The organism is Bacteroidales bacterium (genome assembly GCA_029210725.1).
Taxonomy (GTDB): Bacteria; Bacteroidota; Bacteroidia; order Bacteroidales.
The window spans coordinates 130977-153043 of the sequence record JARGFM010000002.1; the positions used below are offsets into that span (position 1 = coordinate 130977).

Annotated in this window: 12 protein-coding genes; 4 read left to right on the plus strand and 8 right to left on the minus strand. The window is 50.3% G+C overall.

Going from position 1 to position 22067, the window contains the following annotated elements:
• Nucleotide 1: 1 nt before the first annotated feature.
• The 4 genes from P1P86_01855 to P1P86_01870 are packed head-to-tail and all read right to left on the minus strand — an operon-like array spanning nt 2 to nt 3963.
• On the minus strand, nt 2-1291 hold the full coding sequence (locus P1P86_01855; GenBank protein MDF1573923.1) for a nucleotide sugar dehydrogenase: 1290 nt from the start codon (nt 1289-1291) through the stop codon (nt 2-4).
• Nucleotides 1284-2249, minus strand: coding sequence for a Gfo/Idh/MocA family oxidoreductase (locus P1P86_01860; protein MDF1573924.1), 966 nt, complete (start codon nt 2247-2249; stop codon nt 1284-1286). The genes P1P86_01855 and P1P86_01860 overlap by 8 nt, the downstream gene beginning before the upstream one ends.
• Complete coding sequence (locus tag P1P86_01865; GenBank protein ID MDF1573925.1) at nt 2242-2829, minus strand: DapH/DapD/GlmU-related protein; 588 nt, start codon at nt 2827-2829, stop codon at nt 2242-2244. The genes P1P86_01860 and P1P86_01865 overlap by 8 nt, the downstream gene beginning before the upstream one ends.
• Nucleotides 2830-2832: 3 nt before the next feature.
• Nucleotides 2833-3963: a DegT/DnrJ/EryC1/StrS family aminotransferase gene (locus P1P86_01870; protein ID MDF1573926.1), complete on the minus strand. Its 1131-nt coding sequence runs from the start codon at nt 3961-3963 to the stop codon at nt 2833-2835.
• Nucleotides 3964-4071: 108 nt separating this feature from the next.
• Here P1P86_01870 and P1P86_01875 point away from each other — a divergent pair, with 108 nt between their 5' ends.
• Nucleotides 4072-5103 carry an SPOR domain-containing protein gene (locus tag P1P86_01875; GenBank protein ID MDF1573927.1) on the plus strand — a complete coding sequence of 344 codons (1032 nt, stop codon included), beginning with the start codon at nt 4072-4074 and terminating at the stop codon, nt 5101-5103.
• A gap of 2 nt (nt 5104-5105) precedes the next feature.
• On the opposite strand, the gene metG is transcribed toward P1P86_01875, so the two are convergent.
• Nucleotides 5106-7142, minus strand: a complete 2037-nt coding sequence (metG, locus tag P1P86_01880; GenBank protein MDF1573928.1) for a methionine--tRNA ligase — start codon at nt 7140-7142, stop codon at nt 5106-5108.
• Between the two features lie 88 nt (nt 7143-7230).
• Between metG and P1P86_01885 the strand changes: the two genes are divergently transcribed.
• Nucleotides 7231-7593, plus strand: a complete 363-nt coding sequence (locus P1P86_01885) for a YraN family protein (GenBank protein MDF1573929.1) — start codon at nt 7231-7233, stop codon at nt 7591-7593.
• 8 nt (nt 7594-7601) lie between these two features.
• Here P1P86_01885 and P1P86_01890 read toward each other — a convergent pair whose 3' ends face one another.
• Nucleotides 7602-10757: a glycoside hydrolase family 2 TIM barrel-domain containing protein gene (locus P1P86_01890; GenBank protein ID MDF1573930.1), complete on the minus strand. Its 3156-nt coding sequence runs from the start codon at nt 10755-10757 to the stop codon at nt 7602-7604.
• Entirely contained in the window at nt 10754-13783 is a 3030-nt protein-coding gene (locus tag P1P86_01895) for an aminotransferase class III-fold pyridoxal phosphate-dependent enzyme (protein ID MDF1573931.1), read from the minus strand. The genes P1P86_01890 and P1P86_01895 overlap by 4 nt, the downstream gene beginning before the upstream one ends.
• Nucleotides 13784-14011: 228 nt before the next feature.
• Between P1P86_01895 and P1P86_01900 the strand changes: the two genes are divergently transcribed.
• A complete protein-coding gene (locus tag P1P86_01900) occupies nt 14012-15346 on the plus strand; it encodes an ABC transporter permease (protein ID MDF1573932.1) in 1335 nt (444 codons plus the stop codon).
• A 92-nt stretch (nt 15347-15438) separates the two neighbouring features.
• Nucleotides 15439-15861 (plus strand): hypothetical protein, encoded by a 423-nt coding sequence (locus tag P1P86_01905; GenBank protein MDF1573933.1) that lies wholly within the window; start codon nt 15439-15441, stop codon nt 15859-15861.
• Between the two features lie 84 nt (nt 15862-15945).
• Here the strand turns inward: P1P86_01905 and P1P86_01910 are convergent, their stop codons facing one another.
• Entirely contained in the window at nt 15946-21993 is a 6048-nt protein-coding gene (locus tag P1P86_01910) for a T9SS type A sorting domain-containing protein (protein ID MDF1573934.1), read from the minus strand.
• Nucleotides 21994-22067 lie beyond the last annotated feature (74 nt).

Sequence of the window (22067 nt, forward strand, 5' to 3'; positions counted from 1 at the left end):
ATTACAGACTCCAGTATTTAAGGCTGGTTATTTTGCCGCGGAATATTCCCTTCAAATCGGCAAAGACCGCTCCTTCATGCGCGATAGAGCGGAAATAGTCCTCATTCAGCCTGGTGTATTCCCTGTGATTCACTGCCACCACAATGCCGTGGTAGGGTCCTTTAATGGAGGGAGAAAGCTCAAAACCATATTCCTCTTTGATCTCCCGGGGTGAAGCATAAGGATCAACCACTTCCACTTTAACGCCAAATTCTTTCAGCTCCTTAATGACATCGGCTACTTTCGAATTTCTTATATCACTGACATTTTCTTTGAAAGTGGCCCCCATAACCAGCACCCGGCACTCTTTCAGGTTGGGGAAGTTGGAGGAAAGTTTAAGGGTGACCTGGCGGGCCACGTAAGCTCCCATGCTATCATTAATCCCCCGGCCGGAGGTTATGATTTGTGCATGATGCCCGAATTTGGATGACTTATAGGTGAGGTAGTAGGGATCCACGCCAATACAGTGCCCGCCCACCAGGCCGGGAAAGAAGTTCAGGAAATTCCACTTGGTACCGGCAGCTTCAAGCACTTCATAGGTATTGATGCCCATCTTGTTGAAGATCATGGAGAGTTCATTCATAAAGGCGATGTTGATATCGCGCTGTGTATTCTCGATGATCTTGGCGGCTTCGGCGACCTTGATGGAACTGGCCCGGTGCACCCCTGCCGTAATGACCAGTTCGTAGGTCCTGGCGATCTCTTCGGCCGACTCGGCATCGCAACCCGAGGTAACCTTGGTAATGCGTGTCAGGGTATGTTCCCGGTCGCCTGGGTTGATCCTTTCGGGCGAAAATCCGACTTTGAACTGACTCATGTATTCCAGACCGGATATCTCGCGGAGCAGCGGAATACAATCCTCTTCTGTACATCCCGGATAAACGGTGGATTCGTAGACGACATAATCGCCTTCGGACAACACCTTTGCCACGGTGGTTGTGGCCGAGAGCACGGGAGAAAGATCCGGGTTTTTGTGTTCATCAATGGGAGTGGGGACGGCCACTATAAAAAAAGAGGCCTCGCGAAGATCCTGGATATCACAGGTAAAAGTGATATCACATCCTTCAAAGTCTTTGCTGGACAGTTCATGACTGGGATCCACTTTGTTTTTCATCATCTCCACCCTCTCGGGTTTGATATCAAATCCGATTACAGTAATTTTCTTTGCAAATTCCAGGGCAATGGGCAGCCCCACATATCCCAGGCCAATAACGGCCATCTTTTTTTTGCCGCTCAGCAGATCGTTATAAATCATTTTTAATGTTTTTGATTATTGGATGATAATCCCCTTTTATTCCAACAGGTTCGGAGTTACGAATGTTATATACTATGCCGATGGAAGTCCGGGCGGCATCCAGTCCGTAGCCCTTTCCTTCCAGGATTTTTTCATAGGCGATGGTATGCAGATCGGTAAACCCGCCGCTGAATTCAATTTCTTCCCCGTCAACCGTAATGGAACGGTAGGTTCTTTTTCCGCTTTTTTTAATCTGGTCCGGGATATCGTTGTAATCAATACTCAGGAACCAGCGGACCCGGGCCCTTTCCAGTTCAAGGTATCCGGCAGCCTTATTCTTTTTGATAAAATGAACCCGGTTCTCCTTCACATCCCCGAAGATCCAGGTTAACATATCAAAGAAATGGACCCCAATGTTGGTGTGGACCCCTCCCGATTTTTCCTCTTTCCCTTTCCAGGAGTAATGGTACCAGTTGCCCCGGCTGGTAATATAGGACAGATCGATATCATACACCTGTCCGGGAGGGTCCTTGCTTACCTTCTCTTTCAGATCCATGATGGTCTGGTGATGGCGGAGCTGGAGGATGTTCCAGACCTTTTGGCCGGTTTCTCCCTCATAGTCCTTCAGCGCATCAATATTCCAGGGATTCAGTACCAGGGGTTTCTCACAAATGGCATTTGCACCGTTACGCAGGGCGAAACGGATATGTGAATCGTGCAGGTAGTTGGGAGAGCAGATGCTTACATAATCCACATGGGTCCCCAGGCGGTTTAATTTGGCAATATGCCGGTCGAAACGTTCAAATTCGGTAAAAAAATCGGCCTCAGGAAAATAACTGTCCAGAAAGCCTACACTGTCAAAGGGATCCAGGGCGGCCACCAGGTTGTTATTTGTCTCCTTTACTGCTCTCACATGCCTGACTGCAATATAGCCTGCAATGCCGATTACGGCAAAATTCCTGGGCGATTTATTCATTTGCTGATTCTGTTTTGGTGATCATATCTCCATTAAGTTTGTAGGTCTCCCCGCTTTCGGGACAGCTTGCCAGTCCTTCCCTGTTAAAAACCAGGCGATGACCGTATTCGCTCATCCATCCGATTTGTTTGGATGGATTGCCTACCACCAGGGCATAGGCCGGTACCTCCCGGATAACGACGGCACCTGCTCCTATAAACGCAAATTTTCCGATTTTGTTACCACAAACGATGGTGGCATTTGCCCCGATGGTTGCCCCCTTCTCAACCACTGTTTTCATATACTCATCGCGCCTGATAACGGCACTCCGGGGATTGATCACATTGGTAAAGACCATGGAGGGTCCCAGGAACACGTCATCCTCACAGATGACACCTGTATAAATGGAGACATTGTTCTGGACCTTTACGTTGTTGCCCAGAACCACCTCAGGCGAAACCACCACATTTTGTCCCAGGTTGCAATTTTTCCCTATGGTACATCCGGTCATGATATGGCTGAAGTGCCAGATCCGGGTCCCCTCTCCAATCTCAACGCCCTCATCGATTACAGCCGTTTCATGGGCAAAGAATTTATTCATCTTTTAAGCTTTAAAAAAATGTTGAACCTGATCGGATATATATTCCAGCTGAACTTTCTCCAGCTCCGTGTGCATCGGAAGAGACAGGACGGTCCGGCACAGACCTTCAGAAACCGGAAGGTTTCCCTTCCGGTAGCCCAGGTCGCTGTAGGCTTTTTGCAGGTGCAGGGGAACCGGGTAATAAACCTGGGAAGGAATACCCTTTTCCATCAGCCATTGCTTCAGGGCATCTCTTCTGGAAGCCTCTACCTGTAAGGTGTACTGATGAAAAATATGAGTGCTGAAGGGCGAACGCACCGGTATCTGCAGTACTTCAATATCCGAAAGGGTCCGGTCATACCATGCCGCCGCTTCCTGCCTCAGGCGGTGATACTCGTCCAGGTGCTGCAACTTGACCCGGAGAATGGCTGCCTGCAAGGTATCGAGACGTGAGTTTACCCCCACATGATCGTAATAATACCTTTTTTGCATCCCGTGATTCACCAGGGAGGCGATCCGTTTTCCAATGGCTTCATCGTTGGTAAAAAGTGCCCCGCCGTCCCCGAAGGCACCCAGATTTTTGGAAGGGAAAAAAGAGGTACAGCCTATATGCCCTATGGTGCCTGCTTTCTGCCTCGATCCGTCTGAAGCGGAAAAGTCGGCTCCCAGTGCCTGGGCATTGTCTTCTATGACAAACAGGTCATGGGCCTTTGCAAATTCCAGGATGGCCTCCATATCCACACACTGACCGAAGAGATGGACCGGGACAAGAGCTCGGGTCCGTGTTGTTACGGCCTCTTGGAGTTGTTCCGGATCGAGGTTAAAGGTATCGGGCCTGACATCCACAAATACGGGTTTTAATCCCAGCAGACGGATTACTTCCACGGTAGCAATAAAAGTGAAAGGAGTCGTTATGACCTCATCACCGGGTTGCAGCTCCAGGGCCATCATGGCCACCTGCAGGGCATCGGTGCCATTGCCGCATGCAATGGTGCGTTCTATATTCAGATACTCTGATAACTCCTTCTCAAATGCACGCACATCCTCCCCTCTGATAAAAGCCGTTGAATCGATCACCTGGTGAATAGCATCGTCGACTTCTTGTTTGATTTTTTGGTACTGACCATGAAGGTCAACCATTTTTATCTCGTTCATTTATACCAGATTACGGAATCAATTTACGAAGATAATAAAAAAACGGGTTGATAACTTGGTTTTGATTTCAACCCGCGACTGATTATTTTTGACTCACAAATCTACCGCATGATCATTGGAAAATATATCAGGATGCTTCTGGATGAGCGCAAGCGCGTCGTTCTTCCGGGCTTTGGAAACCTGGAGGTAAAATCACGGGAAGCTGCAACTCTGCCTTCAGGAAGCCGGATCAATCCACCGGGAGTGTCAGTCAGGTTTGATTCAGGATTCAGTAAGGACAACAGGGAGCTGGCCGAAAGGCTGTCGGCTGGAGAAGAGATGGAAAGAGAGGAAGCCTATCAGCGTGTTCTGGAGTTGATCGATGCCATTAAATTTGCGATGGACAAGGGAGAGGAGTATTTCCTCCCCGGAGCCGGCACTTTTTTGAGGGATGAGGACGGGAAGGTCCATTTCCGGTCCGATCCGGACTGGGTTCTCGAGCCGGATCAGTATGGACTGGAATCCATGGACCTGCTGGAACTGGAAGAGTTTCCGGAAGAGGAGGTGCCAGGGGGGAAGGCGCCCCTGGAGGAGAGGCAAAGTGCTGAGAAGCCTGTAGCGGAAGAGGAGATTCACTCAAGTCCGAATGTGACGCCGCTTGCTCCACCGCTTCCCAGGCCCAGGAACAAAAAATGGCGGGTGATCTGGGTGGTCGCTGCGGTCCTGATAGTCATCCTGGCCGTGCTTATTCTGATTCCTTCCGAGGAGTTTAGAAACAGTGAAACGGGGAGGCGGTATTTCTCAAAAAAGCCGGCACCTGAAGTGGTGGAGCTGGAAAAAATCACAGGGGACCAGGAAGCGAGTGAATCAGGAGGGCCGGTGACTGCTCCGGAAACTGAGAGCGAATCCGGCCAGCCCCTGCAGACAGAGCTAAGCAACAATTACTTTATTATAGCCGGCAGCTTCAGGAACCTGAAAAATGCCAGTGATTTACAGGACCAGTTAAATAGCAGGGGATACCATGCTGAAGTGATGATCACAGAAAATCGCATGTATCGGGTGAGTGTGGCGTCCTATGCCAGCAAGGAAGAAGCTGAAAAGGGACTTCTTCAGCTTAGCTCTGAACCAGGCTTGCACTCCTGCTGGCTGCTATCGAACTAGGATCAGTTAATTTCAGAACCGTTCAGAGCTGCATCGGACGGTTCCACAAAATGAAGCGATCCATCAGGATTTTCAGAAAGCAGTATCATTCCCTGCGACTCAATTCCTTTTATTTTCCTGGGGGCCAGGTTGGCCAGAACCGACACTCTCTTACCGGGCAGTGACTGCGGTTCAAAATACTCGGCAATACCCGACACAATCGTTCTCTTTTCGAAGCCCAGGTCCACCAGCATCTTAATGAGCTTCTTGGTCTTCGGGACCTTTTCAGCCTCCAGGATGGTTCCGGTGCGCAGGTCCATCCGCGTGAAGTCGTCAAAAGTGATTTCCGGTTTCTGCGGAGCAGCAGCAGCCCTTCCTTCATTTTGCTCTTTTGTCTGATGAAGTTTATCCAGTTGCAACTGGATTTGCTCGTCCTCAATTTTTTCGAACAGCAGGGAAGGCTTCTCAATAAGGTGTCCGGGAGGCAGCAAACTCTCCGATCCTATGAGATCCCAGTCAGTTTCTTCAAAACGGAGGAAATCCCTTAGCTTTTTCATGGAGAAGGGAAGAAAGGGATCCAGAAGAAGTGTGAGATTGGCGGAGATCTGGAGAGCAATGTTCAGGATGGTTTTCACTCGACCGGGATCCGTCTTTATTACCAACCAGGGTTCGGTATCGGCCAGGTACTTATTGCCCAGGCGTGCGAGATCCATGGCCCTCTTGATGGCTTCCCGGAAACGGAACTGTTCCAGGCTCTCTTCGACTCCCAGTTTAATGCTGCGGATCTCTTCCAGCGTGGACCTGTCCTGTTCATTTAAACCGGTAATCTCAGGCACCTTTCCTTCAAAATACTTGTGAGTAAGCACGATGGCTCGGTTGACGAAGTTACCCAGAATGGCTACCAGTTCGTTGTTGTTACGGTTCTGAAAATCTTTCCAGGTAAAGTCATTATCCTTGTTTTCAGGGGCATTTGCGCAGAGTACATAACGCAATGCATCCTGTTTCCCCGGAAAATCTTCCAGGTACTCATGGAGCCAGACTGCCCAGTTCCTGGAGGTAGAGATCTTATCATTTTCCAGATTCAGGAACTCATTGGCAGGTATATTGTCGGGCAGGATATAGCTACCCTCGGCCTTCAGCATGGTTGGAAACACAATGCAGTGAAATACGATATTGTCTTTCCCAATGAAATGGACCATCCTGGTCTCTTCATCCTTCCAGTACTTTTCCCAGTGAGGAGTCAGCTCCTTGGTGGCCGAAATATACCCGATTGGAGCATCGAACCAGACGTACAGCACCTTGCCATCTGCCCCTTCCACCGGTACCGGAACCCCCCAGTCCAGGTCACGGCTTACAGCCCGCGGATGCAGGCCCTGGTCGAGCCACGATTTACACTGCCCGTATACATTGGGTTTCCATTCCTTGTGCTCCTCCAGGATCCACTCCTTGAGCCAGGGCTCATACCTGTCCAGGGGCAGGTACCAGTGCCTGGTCTCTTTCAGAACGGGCTGACTGCCACTGATAGTGGATACGTGATGGATCAGATCGTTGGGACTAAGCGAGGTGCCGCACTGTTCGCACTGGTCGCCGTAGGCAGACGGGTTCCCGCAGTGGGGACAGGTTCCGGTGATGTAGCGGTCGGCCAGAAAGGTGGAGGCCTCTTCATCGTAATACTGCTCCGAGACCTTCTCGATAAATACCCCTTTATCGTACAGGGTCTTAAAGAATCCGGAAGCGGTTTCGTGATGAACCTGGCTGGAAGTCCGGGAATAGATATCAAAAGTGATTCCAAAATCCTCAAAAGCTTTCTTATTGATCCCGTGGTAACGGTCCACCACCTCCTGGGGCGTGGTCCCTTCGTTCCGGGCTTTCAGGGTGATAGGCACTCCATGTTCGTCGGATCCGCAAATGGAAATGACATCCCGTTTACGCTGGCGAAGGTAACGGACATAGATATCCGAAGGGACATATACTCCTGCCAGGTGACCCAGATGAAGGGGTCCGTTGGCATAGGGCAGGGCGGATGTAACCAGATATCTTTTAAAAGCTTTAGCAGTCATAATAAGTAACATTGGGAAGACACAAAGATAGTGATAAAATGATGCTGATTATTCGCCTTTTTGCACATAAACGGTAAAGATTCCAGACATGAATCAATGTAAAACCGGCCGCAGTGCTGAACAGGTGGCTGCCGGATATCTGAAGGCACGGGGCTACCGGATATGGAAAACCAACTGGAGATGGGGCAAAAAGGAGCTGGACCTGGTGACCCTTCATCGCCATGAACTGGTGATCGTTGAGGTAAAATCCCGGGTGGGAAATGCGGTCAATGACCCCTCGGTGGTGGTAGACCGCCACAAGGAAAGGAACATTATTTTGGCAGCGGAGGCCTTTATCCGTCTTCATGGATGCAGCCATCCCACCCGTTTTGATGTGATTGCAGTGATATATAGCGAAAGCGGGATGGAAATCGAACACCTGGAAAATGCCTTTTACCCCGTGGCGGAATGAACGCCGTCTTAAGGATCCTTCAGGATGTCGGGCACCAGCGAAAAGGAGTAGCTGTATGCATGGGCCGGGATACTGTACTCTTTATGTACCGGGCGCCCCCAGGAGTTATCTCCGCCCACTCCCATCTGAAGGTGATCTATGTTCCACTGAACCATCCGGCCGGTTTGAATATCTGCACCATGCCTGGTACTAAGCGGAACCAGACCGGAGGCTGAGCGGCCGCCGTCCTTTCCCTGCACATAATCCAGCTCTGAGGTGGGGAAAGGCCATACGCTTCCACTGAGCAGATGATTATCTGCAGGATACACGGTCAGGCGAAGGGAGCCGGATGAGACCTGCATCCAGCGGATATCTGTTTTATTTCCTGTCTCCTGGGGTCGGGGATAGCGGTGAAACTGATTCATGATGGTCCCTGAATGAACCCCAATTTTCCCTGATAATTTCCGGTCCCGGTAAGTTTCATGGGGCCCCCGTCCGTACCAGCGGGTCTCCGAAAAATCGTTTGTCAGGGTAAGAAACATACCCAGCCTAGGAATATCCGGAAGAGAGTCGCTCATGGGGGTGAAAGAATACTCTACTCCCAGTTTACCTGTTGGTGCAAGGGTATAGGTGATTTTCAAAGAGGCAATCCGACCGGGGAAAAGATACTCCAGGGAATAGCTTACCCCTTCGGAGGTGCCGGTTGGCGGAGCAGTCATTATGGAGCGGGCTTCTTCGGTGGCGCGTTTCCAGATGGCGGCCCATACATGCATTCCATTGCCCAGGTCGTTATCGGTGGGTGCCCGCCAGAAATTTGGACGGATAGGCTCGCCGGTGATCAGCTTCTCCTTATAGCTCCACCCGATAATCTCCCCGGAAACATTATCCAGAGTCAGTTTGGTAAGATCATTGTAAATATATGTCCGACCATCCCCGCTCTCAATATGAAGGTTATTCTCTTTACCGGAGGCGGGAAGCGGGACTTTGTTTTCCTGAAGAATAAATTGCCCGAATGCAAGCTCATGCCCCTTTTCAAGCAGCCCGTTTGCTTGCCCATGGACCAGTTCCGCCCGTAAAATATACTCTTTGTCCGCTCTGAAGGGTACGAGGTTTACTCGAAATATTTGCCCTTCGCCGGGCTTCAGATAAACAGGATCAAAAACACCTTGCCGGACTTCCATGCCATTTTCAAGCAGGATCCACTTCAGGGCCATCTGCTGAAGTGGGGCAAAAGTATTCTTCGAGGTAATCTTCAGTTCCCGACTTTCGGAATTCCATTGAAAACGGACAGGCTGATATACCTTTTTTACCTCGAACAGGTGGGGGTGCGGGTTCCTGTAAGGATCCACCAATCCGTTGTTCAGAAAGTTACCATCAGTGGGAAGCTCGGGATGATAATCATGCCCATAGGCCAGGTAGGGATTCCCGTTTTTATCTTTGTATTCCAGCGCCTGATCCACCCAATCCCAAATAAACCCTCCCTGCAGAGAAGGATAGTGATCAATAATATCCCAGTAATCCTGCAGGTTGCCCACCGAATTTCCCATGGCATGAGCATATTCGATCATAATGGCGGGTTTATCGGGCTTTCCGCTTCCATAAGCCTCCAGCGATTCCGGCCCGGGGTACATGGGGCAGAAAATATCTGTATAATCCTCTCCGCCTGCGGGCTCATACTGCACCGGCCGGGTACCATCCACGCGTTTTAACCAGAGGTACAAAGATCTGAAAATCTCCCCTTCGCCCGCTTCATTTCCAAGTGACCAGATTATGATGGAGGGATGGTTCCGGTCGCGGTAGTACATGCGTTCCACCCGGTCCTGATGCGCGGGCAGCCACGACATCTCATTTCCCAGCTGGGTCGATGCTTCCAGGGCCAGGGGATGGCTCTCAATATTAGCCTCATCAATTACGTACAAGCCGTATTTATCGCAGAGATCGTACCAGTAAGGGTGGTTGGGATAGTGGCTGCTGCGAACCGCATTGATATTGTTTTGCTTCATCAGAGCAATATCTTTCTCCATGGATGCCCTGGAGACAACATGTCCGGTATGGGGATCGGTCTCATGGCGGTTCACTCCCTTGATGGTGATCACTTTGCCATTTAGCAGCAAGCGGCTGTTCCTGATCTCAACACTTCGAAATCCTATCTGTTTCTGGATGAACTGTTTATTTTCAGGATCGGACATATCCGTTAAGCCGATACTCAAGCTGTAGAGGTGAGGAAGCTCGGCCGACCACGGATTCACCCGGGGAAGCATGGTCTCGGAACCGATACCTTTCATGGTCCCGGCCGGGATTTCGAAGGTCCGGACCTCTTCAAAAAGCAGGTCTTCTTCATAGGAAAGCTGGATGTTCAGCTCGCAGGACCTGGTTTCATCCGTTCTGTTCTCTATGGCAGTCTGCAGGCTTAAAAGGCCATCACGATAGCTATCATCCAGGCCTGCATTCACCTGAAAATCCGCCACGGAGACCTGCGGCTTTGCATACAGGAAGACCTCCCGTTCGATGCCGCTCATTCTAAGCATATCCTGACTCTCCAGGTAGCTGGCGTCGCTCCATCGGTACATTTGAACGGAGAGCAGGTTTTCTCCGGGGCTCACCAGGGAGCTAATATCAAATTCAGCAGGAGTTTTGGATCCCTGGGAGTAGCCGGCAAACTGCCCGTTGATATACAGATACATGGCCGACTTGGCCCCGGCAAAATGCAGGATAATCTGCTGTTCTGCCCAGGTCTCGGGAACAAAAAACAGGTGCCGGTAGCTGCCCACCGGATTATAATCTTCCGGAGCATCCGGCCATTGAGTCGTAAATGGATAGCGTTCGTCCAGATAAATGGGGTAACCGTATGCTTCCACCTCCCAGTTGGCGGGTACTGGAATGAACTCCCAGGGGCTGTCATCCAGATCTGGTTTATAGAAATCTCTGGCCCGTTTGCGGGGCGACCTGGACCAGTGGAATTTCCATTCTCCGTTCAGGGAGATATACCGTTGTGAAGCCCCGGGTTCGTTTCTCTCAGCAAGTTGCCTGGATTCGTAAGGGAAGAAATCGGCATGCGGGGCCAGTTTGTTGACGGCAAAAACCGTATGATCAGAGTGCAGATTCTGCGGCACTTCCCGCTTATCCTGGCCGCAGGACCACAGCAGAAACAGGAGGGTGATAGGGGCAGTGATTTCTATCCTCATAATTGCATAAAATCTTCCCGGAATATCCGTCGCAAGGTTTCCAGCAGCTGATCGGCATGTTCCCGGGAGAATACCAGGGGGGGTTTGATTTTCATCACATTCACATCCTTTCCATCGGTACTCATCAGGATCCCCAGCTCTTTCATCCGCCTGGCCAGGTAAGCTGCCTTATCCGTCTGGGGATTCAGCTGATTGTCGGTAAGTTCTATCCCCAGGAATAGTCCCTGTCCCCGTACATCGCCGACAAGCGGAAATTCCTTTTGCATTTTTTTCAGTTCATTTTTCAGGTAGCTGCCCGTATCCAGGGCATTTTCCTGTAGTTTCTCCTCCCTGATAACTCTTAAAACTTCCGTTCCTATGGCACAGGAGACCGGGTTGCCTCCAAAAGTGTTAAAATACTCCATGCCATTGGCAAAGGCATCGGCCACTTCCCGGGTGCAAACTACGGCAGCCAGTGGATGGCCATTGCCAATGGGCTTGCCGATGGTGACAATATCCGGGATCACTCCATGCAGCTGAAAGCCCCAGAACTGCCGTCCCGTTCTTCCACAGCCCACCTGAACCTCATCGGCCATGCAGATCCCTCCCGCTTTCCGTACCGAGGCATAAGCCATCTCCAGGAAATGCTCCGGGAGCTCAATCTGTCCCCCGCAACTGATGATGCTTTCGCATATAAAACCAGCCGGCTTTCTTCCCCGGGCATGAATATGATCTATCTGTTCCTGCATATGGGCTGCGTACAGGGGACCGCTATTCTCTCCCTTATGAATACCCCGGAACCTGTCTGGCAGGGGGACAATATGGGTATGTTCCGGAGCCCCGGAACCTCCTTTCCCATCAAACTTATAGCTACTGATGCTGACACATCCGGTGGTATTCCCGTGGTACCCCACCTCCATAGCGATCATGTCCTTTTGTCCGGTACAGGTTCTGGCCATACGCAGGGCCAGTTCATTGGCCTCGCTGCCCGAATTGACCACATGAACCACAGACAGCTCCTCCGGAAAAGTGCTGAGCAGCTCCCTGGAAAATGCATGGATATTATCGTGAAGGTAACGCGTGTTGGTATTCAAAACGGCCATTTGCCGTTGACCGGTCCGGACCACACGGGGATGTTCATGCCCCACATGAGCTACATTATTTACGGTATCCAGGAACTTACGACCCTGGTGGTCGATCAGGTAAATCCCATCGCCGCGAACCATTTTCAGCGGCTCCTCATAGGAGAGGCTCAGGCCTTTTCCCAGATGTTTCCTTCTGTAAGCAATGGTTTCGCTTAAATCCTCTGCCCTGACTGCTTCGAGTCCGGGCTGCCGGAACAGCAGATTGGGATCCGGGCAAATACTCTTCAAGAGTTCTCTCTCACCGGGATAGGCCACCCCTGGAAAATCGTTCACATAAGAGAGCCGCGAAAGCATCAACTGGAAGTGGAGATGGGGGGGCCAGTTTCCGTTTTCAGGATAGTCCCCGATTACTCCGACCTGCTCTCCTTGTTTAATCTGGTCGCCTACCCGGTGTTTCAAGGCACTTTTAACGGTCAGATGTCCATAAAGCGTGTAAAAGCATAGCTCCCCCGCCTGGTGTTTCAGGATGATAAGTCCCCCGTACTGCCTGTCCCCCTTGTTGTTCGCCGCCACGACCACCTCCCCGTCAAAAAGCGTATGTACCGGGGTGCTGGGTGGTACCCAGAGGTCAATGCCCAGGTGAATGGAACGTTTCTCCTTCCCCTTGTTGCCGGTCCGGTCATAGCTTTCGGTGTTATACAGGGCGCGTGGCTCCAGATAGCCTCCGGCAATGATTTTTTCAGGCACCTCTTTCTGGAGACGATCGATCCTGAACTGGAACAGATCCTGGTCGCCGGCCTCTTCCCGGTCCCCGATCCAGGTTCCTGACACACTCAGGTCCAGGGGATGGACCTGTTCTTTTTGAATGGAGGGCAAAAGCGATATCAGTGAAACAGGGTGTTCGGCAGCCCAGTCCATAAATAGCTTTTCCTGGGGATGGGCGCTAAAACCACAGGACTGTCTGAAACCGTAGTGGGCAAAACCGGGACTAAGGCTTTTCCATTTCCTAAGCAGCTCCCAGGCGGGGGCCTCACTGATAAGCAGGTATTGGTTATCCGGCTCCATTTCCCGGTTAATGGCCGATTTGCTTACACTAAGGACCAGGCGCATCGCCACTAAAACATACAGCACCTCCAACTCCTCTTCCAGTAGCGGGAAGTGCTTGTGATATCCTTTTACCAAAGCGATGGCTGCACCAAGTGGATCGGGTTTCCCCATCACGGCATAGGCGATAGTGACGGCCACATCGTTGATGATCTGGGTGTGGATCGCATCTCCGAAATCGATGATGGCCCTGACTTTTGGATCGGCCAGATCTTCAGAGACCACCACATTGTTATCGTTGGCATCATTGTGTACCACACTTTTACGGAATTCCATGTAGGACGCCTGAATACCGTTGAATTTTTCCCTGAAATAACGGAGGATCTCCAGTTTTTCCCCGGAGAAGAGGTGCTCGTATTTCCCGGTCCACCCCGACTGTGCCAGATCCCATTCGAAATCCCGCTCAGCCAGAGGATGTTCAAAGCCCTGCAGGGCTCTGGTCAGCCGGCCCGCTTCTTCTCCAAGACTGAAGAGCAGCTTATCGTTTACCGGGTTCACCCCGGACCAGAGGCGGCCCTTCACCCAGGTGAGCAACCGGACCTTCCGGATATTTCCGGACTTGTCCTTTATTTCACTGATAAAGTTTCCCCGGAGATTTGGAAGAGGGACAGGCGAAATAATCTCCGCCGGGCTCCGGGCCACATGCTGGAGGATGGCCTGCTGAAATTCCAGGTAATCCTGCTCCGTTCCCGGACGAGCCACTTTCAACAGGTAACTCTGATCCGGGCTTTCTATTCTGAAATTAAAATCGATCTCCCCTGGAAGAGCCATGGCCACCCCCTGGATTCCAAATAATTCTTCACTGAGGAATTCGGCTTGTTTCCTGGTAATTTTAACCTTCGGGTAATCTGTAATCATTTTCCGGATATTGATTCTTCCTGCCTGGCCCGGTTTCCTGTGTCCTTATGATCCCCGGACATGAAGAAATCGGATACCCGAATATAAGAAAGATGATCGCTATTTGCCTATCCTGGAATGGTTTTTGTTTCCTGGATGAAATTACGCTGCTCCGGCAGGATCCAAATTTGCTTTCTAAATAGCGCAGGTATTTTTATATTCGTTGAACCATTCCAATCCCCGGCAAAAATGTTCAGACACTACCTTACAACAGCCTTCAGATTTCTGAAGCGAAACAGGCTGTATACCCTCATTAACGCCCTTGGCCTTTCCATCTCCCTGGCCATCTCTTTCATCATCTTACTTTTTGTGATCAATGAATTCTCGTACAATCATTGTCATAAAAAGCGGAAACAGGTCTTCCGGGTGGTCAATTACTACAAGGAGTTTAAAAATACCATGTTGGGGACACCCTATGTGCTGGCCAGGACGTTGGAAGAGGTGTATCCGCAGGTGGAGAAAGCCATTAATGTGAGGTTCCTGAGAGGTTTTAAGCTGATGCTGGGGAATGAATACTTCGATATCCGGAGTCCGTTGGCCTCCCAATCGGAGGTATTTGATATTTTCACGATCCCTTTCATTGGGGCCCCTATAAATCAGGATCCGCTTGGACAACTGAATTCCATCGTCATCTCACGTATGTTGTCCGATCAGTTTTTCCCCGGGGAGGATCCGGTGGGCAGAGAGATAGAGGCCCTGATCAATAATACCGAACAGCTTCTTGTTGTGACCGGTGTCTATGAGGATATTCCGGTCAATTCCACTTTCCGGGCCGATTGTTTTGTAAATGGAAGGTGGACCCTGGAACACCTGAACCGTACCTTTGGAGTGAGCGATATGGATGTAAGCTGGACCCGGGATTTCTGGAATACCTGGATCCTGCTTTCAGAGGATGCCGACCCGGAAGAAATGGACGGGCAGTTCGAAACCTTTGGGAAGAAGTATATCAGTGAGGACCCCCAGGTGCTCTATTCCCTGCAGAACCTTTCGGATGTCTATCTCCAATCGGCGGATATTGCCAATACCGGGCTTACTGGTGACATTAAAAACATCAGGCTGTTTTCCACGGTTGCCGTTTTAATCCTTCTTATTGCCACCATCGAGTTGCTGTTTGAAGAGGCATACGCAGCGGAGAAGAACCTGGGCACCATTCTATCCATCGCCGCCGGGTTCACCCTTTTGATTGCGGCCTTTGGGCTCTTTGGGCTGACGCTCTTTGTGGCCCGGTCCAGAACCCACGAGATTGGAATCAAAAAGGTTTTTGGCAGTTCGGGAAAAGCCATTGTTTACTCCTTTCTGGGCGGCAATTTTCTAATGGTCCTTTTTGCAGGACTGCTATCGGTTCCCGTGACCCTTTATTTTTTGAGAAGATGGCTCGATAATTTTCCCTACCGGGTGGATATCGGATGGTGGGTCTTTGCAATCGCCTTTCTGCTTGCCGCAGGGGTGGTGTTGCTGACCGTTTCCCTGCATGCGGTCAGAGCATCCAGGACCAATCCGGTGGATGCCCTGAGGTATGAATAGAAGAAGGCTTAAAAGATTCCGGCAAGGATGTTTTGGAAACATCATGCCTGGAATTGCGTATACCCTGCCATAAACCAATTCAGATTGAAGACATGAGAAATATTATTTCCGGACTTGTCCTGTTCATGATCGTGATGCTGACCCTGTCGGGTTGTGAAAAAGATAATAGTACCCTGCTCATCGATGGAGTGTGGACCTTTAAAAACCTGACCACCGATAGTGAAGATGAAACGGTGGTGGGCCTGGTCACTCTGGCCAAAGCCCTTTTAACTGATGCTACCATGGAGTTCCAGGAGGGTGGGACCTATATCCTGGACTCTCCTCTTATCAATGAACCAACTACCGGCGACTGGCAGCTAATTGGGGAGGATCAGCTGATTCTTGATCCCGACGACGAACTTCCCTCCACTTCCAATATTGAGACACTTACCAAAAAGGAGCTTTCTTATCTGGAGACTTTTGTGGATGCTCAGATGAACAGTTATACCGTTACCACTAGCTGGACCAGGAATTAATTCAGTTAATTGCAGGCTTTAACCAGGCGCAAAAGAAGGGGCACTCCATTTTGTTGAGAAGGCCCCTATTCATTTGGCCAGTGCTTATTCTACGACCACAAGAAAATTATATGGGGTTTGATCTGCTTGAACGCGGAGTACGTAAACTCCCGGAGCAAAGCCCTGCACATTGATATGGGACTCTATGGCAATGGCATTCTGAAGCTTACCCTTATAGACCAGTACATTGGACATGGAGTATAATTCAATGATCACTTCCCTTTCCACAAACAGCTCCAGTTCCACGTGAAGCTGCTCTCTCACCGGATTGGGATAAATCTTAACTTTACCAAAGTCCTCCACCTCCCGGGCCGATGTTTGGGTGGTCACGTATACCGAATCGGTGGTGACACAACCATGACTGTTGCTTACAGAGACCCAGTACCATCCCACCTCGCTGGCCGAAAAACTCTCCTCTGTCGAGTAATCCTGCCAGAGATAGGAGGAGAATCCGCTCCCGGCATGGAGGATGACCGGAAGATCCGTAAGAAGAGTGTCCTTTCCGTTGCCAATATCCACCGTGGGAAGCTCCCAGCTCTCCACATTGGTGATGATGGTATTGTTGGAGCGGTCCAGGTCCGGACCAAAGATCAGACTGGTCTGAATGCTGTATATACCAGGCGATGAAAAATCATAGCCATTTGTAAACGAGAGAACGCGGCTTTGCCCGGGGGGCAGGTTACTCTCCAGGAAAATTTGCTCCACTTCCGATGCACCCCCATCCACCGAATAGCTAATGGAAAGGGTATCGAGGGTTGAAATCCGGTAATATCCCAGATTAATGATCTCCATGGATACCGTGGAGGGCCCGGACTGGCTGCAGGAAGAAAGTGGTGAAATATGAGCGGATATGGCCAGGTCCGGTTGGTCATAAACCACAAAGACACTATCGTGTGTTTCACAACCATTGTCACCCGTGACAATGACCTTGTACCATCCTGCAGAAGGCAGATCAATGACATATTCAGTCCCGCTGCCACCATCCTGCCACAGGTAGGAGGGATAACCCGGGGTGGCCTGCAGGGTGATGGGTTCGGCGACGAACAGGGTGTCAGATCCATTTCCTATATCCACCACGGGAGCTCCATAGTGGTTTACATTTACAAAAGCCAGATTATTGGATTCGATCAGGTCCGGGGCATAAGTCGTAAAGACCATGATATCGTAGAGCCCGGGTTCACTGAAATCCACAGCCCCGGAAAATGTATGATATATGATGGTACCGTTTGTGAATACCCCATCCAGGACCACATCTTCAGTCACTTCCGCAGATCCGTTCACGGAATAGGATACAGTGATGCTTGCAGAAGGGTCGATATCCCAGTTTCCGAAATTCTGAATGGCCACCACCATATGCTCCTCTTCTCCCAGGTGACAGGTGTTGACCGGGTGAGAGATTTCCTGAACACCAATATCCGGCGTGGCCAGCATGATACCCACTTCATCATAAGCACTACATCCATTGACATCTGTGACGGTGACGGAATAGTGGCCGATACCGGGTTCACTGATGGTATAGGTTTGTTCGCTACTCCCGTCCTGCCATTCATAGGATAAAAATCCGGGACCAGCGTCCAGGGTGTGTTCGAATCCCATTATTACCTGGTAAGGATCCCCCAGGTCCAGGTCAGGGCTTTCAAATACACCCACCGAGGTGATGATGGTATCGTTTCCCCGCTCCACATCCGGACTGTAGTCCACATACACCGTGAAATCGTACCAGCTTCCCGTGACTACACTTTCTGCATTGGAGAAGGTGAAGTCAAGCGTATGGCCGGGAAGGAAATTAGATGACAGGACCAGCGGCTCCGTGACCACCGTTCCACCATTAATCTGATAGTTCATGTTCAGAGACTCCCCGGATGGGATGATCTGGTTCCCCGAGTTTCTGATCCGGGCCGCCACAGTAATGGAGGAGGATAACTCGCAGGAGGTGGCCGGAGAAAGTAACTGTTCAAGCTCCAGATCGGAGGTGTTCAGGGTGACCAGTACCGTATCCTGACCGGTGCACTGGTTAACATCGCTGATGCTTACGTAATACATCCCAAGGCCTGTTTGATCGACCAGGAATGTTTCAGCTGCAGATCCGTCCTGCCAGAGGTAATCCGCATATCCTGGTCCCGGAGTCAGGAGATAACTGGAAGCATAGACTACCGTATCGGGGCCCAGATAAGCATCCGGGTAGCCAAATACCTGAAGGGTATGGAACAGGGTATCGTTCGTTGCATCCGTATCATCTTGAGTACGGGTGTAGAGTTTCAGTTCGTAAGCTCCAGGTGGTGAAAAATCGAAGGTTTCCGAATAGATATGATCCATGGTTTCATTTGGAAAAAAGCGCTGGGTGAGTACCAGGGTATCCTCAAAAAAGATGCTTGAATTGATTTCGCCCCCCACAAAAACGGAATCCCCAATCATCAGGGTGTCCGTACCCAGATTTTCAATGCTTACCTCCAGCGGAAGGGAGTTTTCAAGTTCGCAGTCCGAGGGTGGTCCCAGGTAGGTAGTCACACCCAGGTCGAGCACCAGTCTCAAAATATGAATGGTATCGGAAGCAGTGCAAAGACCATTGTCAACATTCACATGGTAGGTTCCTTCTGAAGCGACCTGAAATACCGAATCGGTAGACAAATCCTGCCACACATAGGTTTGTCCGGGTACTCCCGAGTAAGCTCTGAGCAGTACCGTATCGGGCATGGCAGTGGAAATATCTTCACCCAGTTCCACGTAGGGTTTACGCACCGTGATGGTTCGAACCAGGGTATCATTTGAAACAGGACCATAAAAATGAGGATCCGGGGTGATATTAGATACCCTGACCAGGTAGTCGCCGCTGTGACTGAAATCAAACGCTGAATTCATTTCATGGCTCATCGTCGATCCAACGGTCCAGTCGGCCGTAAGCACAAGGGTTTCTTCTGCAAGCTGTATATCTCCGTTACGATCAATATGATAAGCGATTTGTATTGAATCGCCCGTATGTAGTGTGGCGAGTCCCGAATTTCTCAAACTCAGGGTGAAAGTCTGTTCACTGCTTAAATCACAGGCACTTACCGGATCGATAATATCCAGAAGATCGATGTCCGGAGGAGCTTCCAGAATCTGTATATCATCCAGTGCAATACCGTCATACTGGTTGTTCAATTTATCGGCCATGAAAGTGAAGCGCAGCTGTACATTATCGTTGTTGGCCAGCAGGGGGGGAAGCAGATGGGTGATTGTGAACCAGTCGCCACTTTGACCACTCCAGCCATCCAGTTCCAGGGCACTTACAGAATCTTCGTTATACCAGTTCCAGTATTCATCCAGCCCTGAACTGTTGTCTACAGCACTCCAGTTTAGCCCGTCATCCAGGGAGTAATAAAGGGTGACGCCATCCACATCCTGTTCCGTATCCACCCATATTTTTGCAGTCAGCACTGGATTCTGAATGCCTGACAGGTCGAAACGAGGTGAACAAAAGTAGGCGGGTTCCAGATGGACCAGGTCACCGGTAAGCAACAGGTCATCGATATTCCAGCCGGCGGAAACAGATCCCCCGGCTGAGGAGTGAAATATAGAAAATCGCAGTCGCAGGGCAACGGTATTGGAAAAGATATCGGGGAGGGTGTATTCCCGGTTTTCGAATCCCATTTCCATAATCTCCCCTTGGCTGTTCTTCCACAGGGTGTGCCAGGTAGATCCGTTGTCCGGACTTACCTCCAGGCGGATGGAGTCTCCATTCTGGATGGAGATCCAACTGGCAAAGCTAATCCTGAGATTGCTATAAGCGCTCACGTCCAGCGCAGGAGACGTTGCCATGTATTCGGAACCCGTACCAATGCCATTTTCATATTCATAGGGATGAGATCCATTCCCTGATAGGTCGGTGCCTATACAGTAATATCCCGAATTGGCAAACCAGGGCAGGGCAGTGTTACTGGGAATCTCTCGCTCAAATTCACCGGAAAAGGTCCAGGAATTATCAGACTCAAACCCATCTTCAAAAATAATCTGGCTTCTTTCAGAAATCAGATCCCCGTAGGTGGAGCTTGTCCCGGTGATCCAGCTCATACTTCCCGAGTTTGCATGGTCGATCGAGCTCCCGGACGGGGTGCCATGGGTCCATATTTTATTTCCCATGGAACGCCAGAATCCCTCGCCTGTTTCGAATTCTTCCAGGTAGGGGGGGGCATAGGTGGGCACTAAATAAATCTCAGTGGCTATTTGATCGTTCCCGGTAAACTGGTCGCCCGGCATGGCCGTTCTTGCAAGTACCGAGGGGAGCAATCCCGGAACGGACAGGTCGGCCCGTGTGGAAAAAGTAAAATCCACGGTTCCGCCAACAGGAATGGCTACATTCATCTGGTTAATGGTCCAGCTGGCTCCCCCGTCAAAGGAGTACGCTACCGGCACCGGATCCACGATGTCTGCACCTCCATAATTTTTTATTCGCACCGTGACTGAATCGCTGCTGGTATGCCCGCTTCCACTCTGGGGAGTGATCCATTCGGAGACCCCCACATCCTTGGAAATAAACTCTCCGGTCAGAAACAGATCATCAATATTCCATCCGGAGTAGTTGTTAAAGCCATCGGTGGGCCCCAGTTTGAAACGGATTTTTACCTGTTCCGACCGGGAATATTCTTCCGGGATGGGAAGCTGAATTTCGGACCACTGAAAGTCACTCAGGTAGGAACTGTTTTCCCACAATGTATTCCAGGAAGAACCATTGTCATTGCTGATTTCTATGGCTGCCTGGTCCCAAACCTCAATATTCAGGTAGCGCATGAAAAAGAGATTTAAATTCTTGTAGTATCCGACATCAATAGTGGGTGTGGTCGCCCGATAGGAGGAAGCTTCGTTGAGGCCGGACTCATAATGGAAGGGATAGGCTCCTGTTCCGGTCAGGTCGGTCCCAAGTGCATAGGCTCCACTGAATGCTTCGGCAGGATTTGGATTTCCCGGGATTCCCCCCATTCCATTGGGGCTTGCTACTTCAAATTCCCCGGTAAGGGTCCAGTTGTTGACGCCATCAAAATTCTCCAAAAACCTGGTTTCACAGACAGTCTTATAGCCATCCGGAGACTGGTCGGTAGCCGGATAGGTCTGGCCATTGGCAGAGATGTCATGAGCTGCTACCATTACATCCAGGGAGTTCCCGTGAGCGGCATTCAGACTCACATCATAGGTGAGCCAGATATAGGAGATTCCGGGCGGAAGTTCGTGGTTCAGGTTTAAAAAACTTGCTATTCCCGAGCTAAAGTTGCCTGCGGAACCCAGTGGATTGCTTTTGTCAAAGTTCTGGGTAGTTGTACCGTATAGTTTTAATCCATTGGCATCCAGGTCTCCATCGTCGGTATTCAGGGAGGTGAACCGGATATTGTCCAGGGAGGCGGAACCTGAATTTCCAAAGACTTTGAGGTTAACCCGGAGGATGGGAATCTCCTTGGCTCCCGAAGGAACAAAATTTGAAAAAGGCTGAACGACTTCAATATCACCGATATAGAGCTGTTGGGATTCGGTCTCCTGAATGGTAATATTATCAATACAGGTTCCATATCCCCAGCGTGTATGTCCTTCAAAGGCCAGGTAGTAAGTTTCACTTGGGTTGGGCAGGTTCAGCTTTTGTTCCTCCCATTCATAGACCGGATCCAGGTATTCGTGCAAGAGGATCCATGGATCCGATGCAGACACTTTATAGTAGACCCGAAGCACATCCCAGCCGGTCGATCCTTCAAAGGTCCACGGAATCTGACACAGGTAAAAGCTAAGTTCCAGGGCGGTCGCCCCCAGCAGGTCCATCTCTGGGCTAATCAGCTTGGTGCGTTCGTTGCTGACCCCCTGCTTGAAAAAGATCGCATTGTAGATTCCGTCATAGGCAGAAGGGGGATTCCGGGTAATATCATCCTGATCGGCAGGCACCTGCCAGTTATTATCATTGGGGCTGTGGCCGCCGTTTCTGTATCTCCATGGTTCATTACCAGAGACTGCCTCTTCGGTCCATCCAACGGGTTTTAAGCCCGATTCAAATCCCTCGGACAAATGTATTTGTGAGAGTAGCTGCGAAATCGACAGGTTTACAAGCAGAAATAAGAGAAATCTGGACATTTTCATAAATCATCTGAATTTGATGCAACCCTATAACCCAACTGATAGTTTCTACGTATAATTGCAGGAAAGGTTCTGAT

Excerpts from the sequence above, each read along its gene's own strand:
- P1P86_01860 (MDF1573924.1), bottom strand. The coding sequence starts at position 2,249 with ATGAATAAATCGCCCAGGAATTTTGCCGTAATCGGCATTGCAGGCTAT.
- P1P86_01865 (MDF1573925.1), bottom strand. The coding sequence starts at position 2,829 with ATGAATAAATTCTTTGCCCATGAAACGGCTGTAATCGATGAGGGCGTT.
- P1P86_01870 (MDF1573926.1), bottom strand. The coding sequence starts at position 3,963 with ATGAACGAGATAAAAATGGTTGACCTTCATGGTCAGTACCAAAAAATC.
- P1P86_01875 (MDF1573927.1), top strand. The coding sequence starts at position 4,072 with ATGATCATTGGAAAATATATCAGGATGCTTCTGGATGAGCGCAAGCGC.
- metG (MDF1573928.1), bottom strand. The coding sequence starts at position 7,142 with ATGACTGCTAAAGCTTTTAAAAGATATCTGGTTACATCCGCCCTGCCC.
- P1P86_01885 (MDF1573929.1), top strand. The coding sequence starts at position 7,231 with ATGAATCAATGTAAAACCGGCCGCAGTGCTGAACAGGTGGCTGCCGGA.
- P1P86_01890 (MDF1573930.1), bottom strand. The coding sequence starts at position 10,757 with ATGAGGATAGAAATCACTGCCCCTATCACCCTCCTGTTTCTGCTGTGG.
- P1P86_01895 (MDF1573931.1), bottom strand. The coding sequence starts at position 13,783 with ATGATTACAGATTACCCGAAGGTTAAAATTACCAGGAAACAAGCCGAA.
- P1P86_01900 (MDF1573932.1), top strand. The coding sequence starts at position 14,012 with ATGTTCAGACACTACCTTACAACAGCCTTCAGATTTCTGAAGCGAAAC.
- P1P86_01905 (MDF1573933.1), top strand. The coding sequence starts at position 15,439 with ATGAGAAATATTATTTCCGGACTTGTCCTGTTCATGATCGTGATGCTG.
- P1P86_01910 (MDF1573934.1), bottom strand. The coding sequence starts at position 21,993 with ATGAAAATGTCCAGATTTCTCTTATTTCTGCTTGTAAACCTGTCGATT.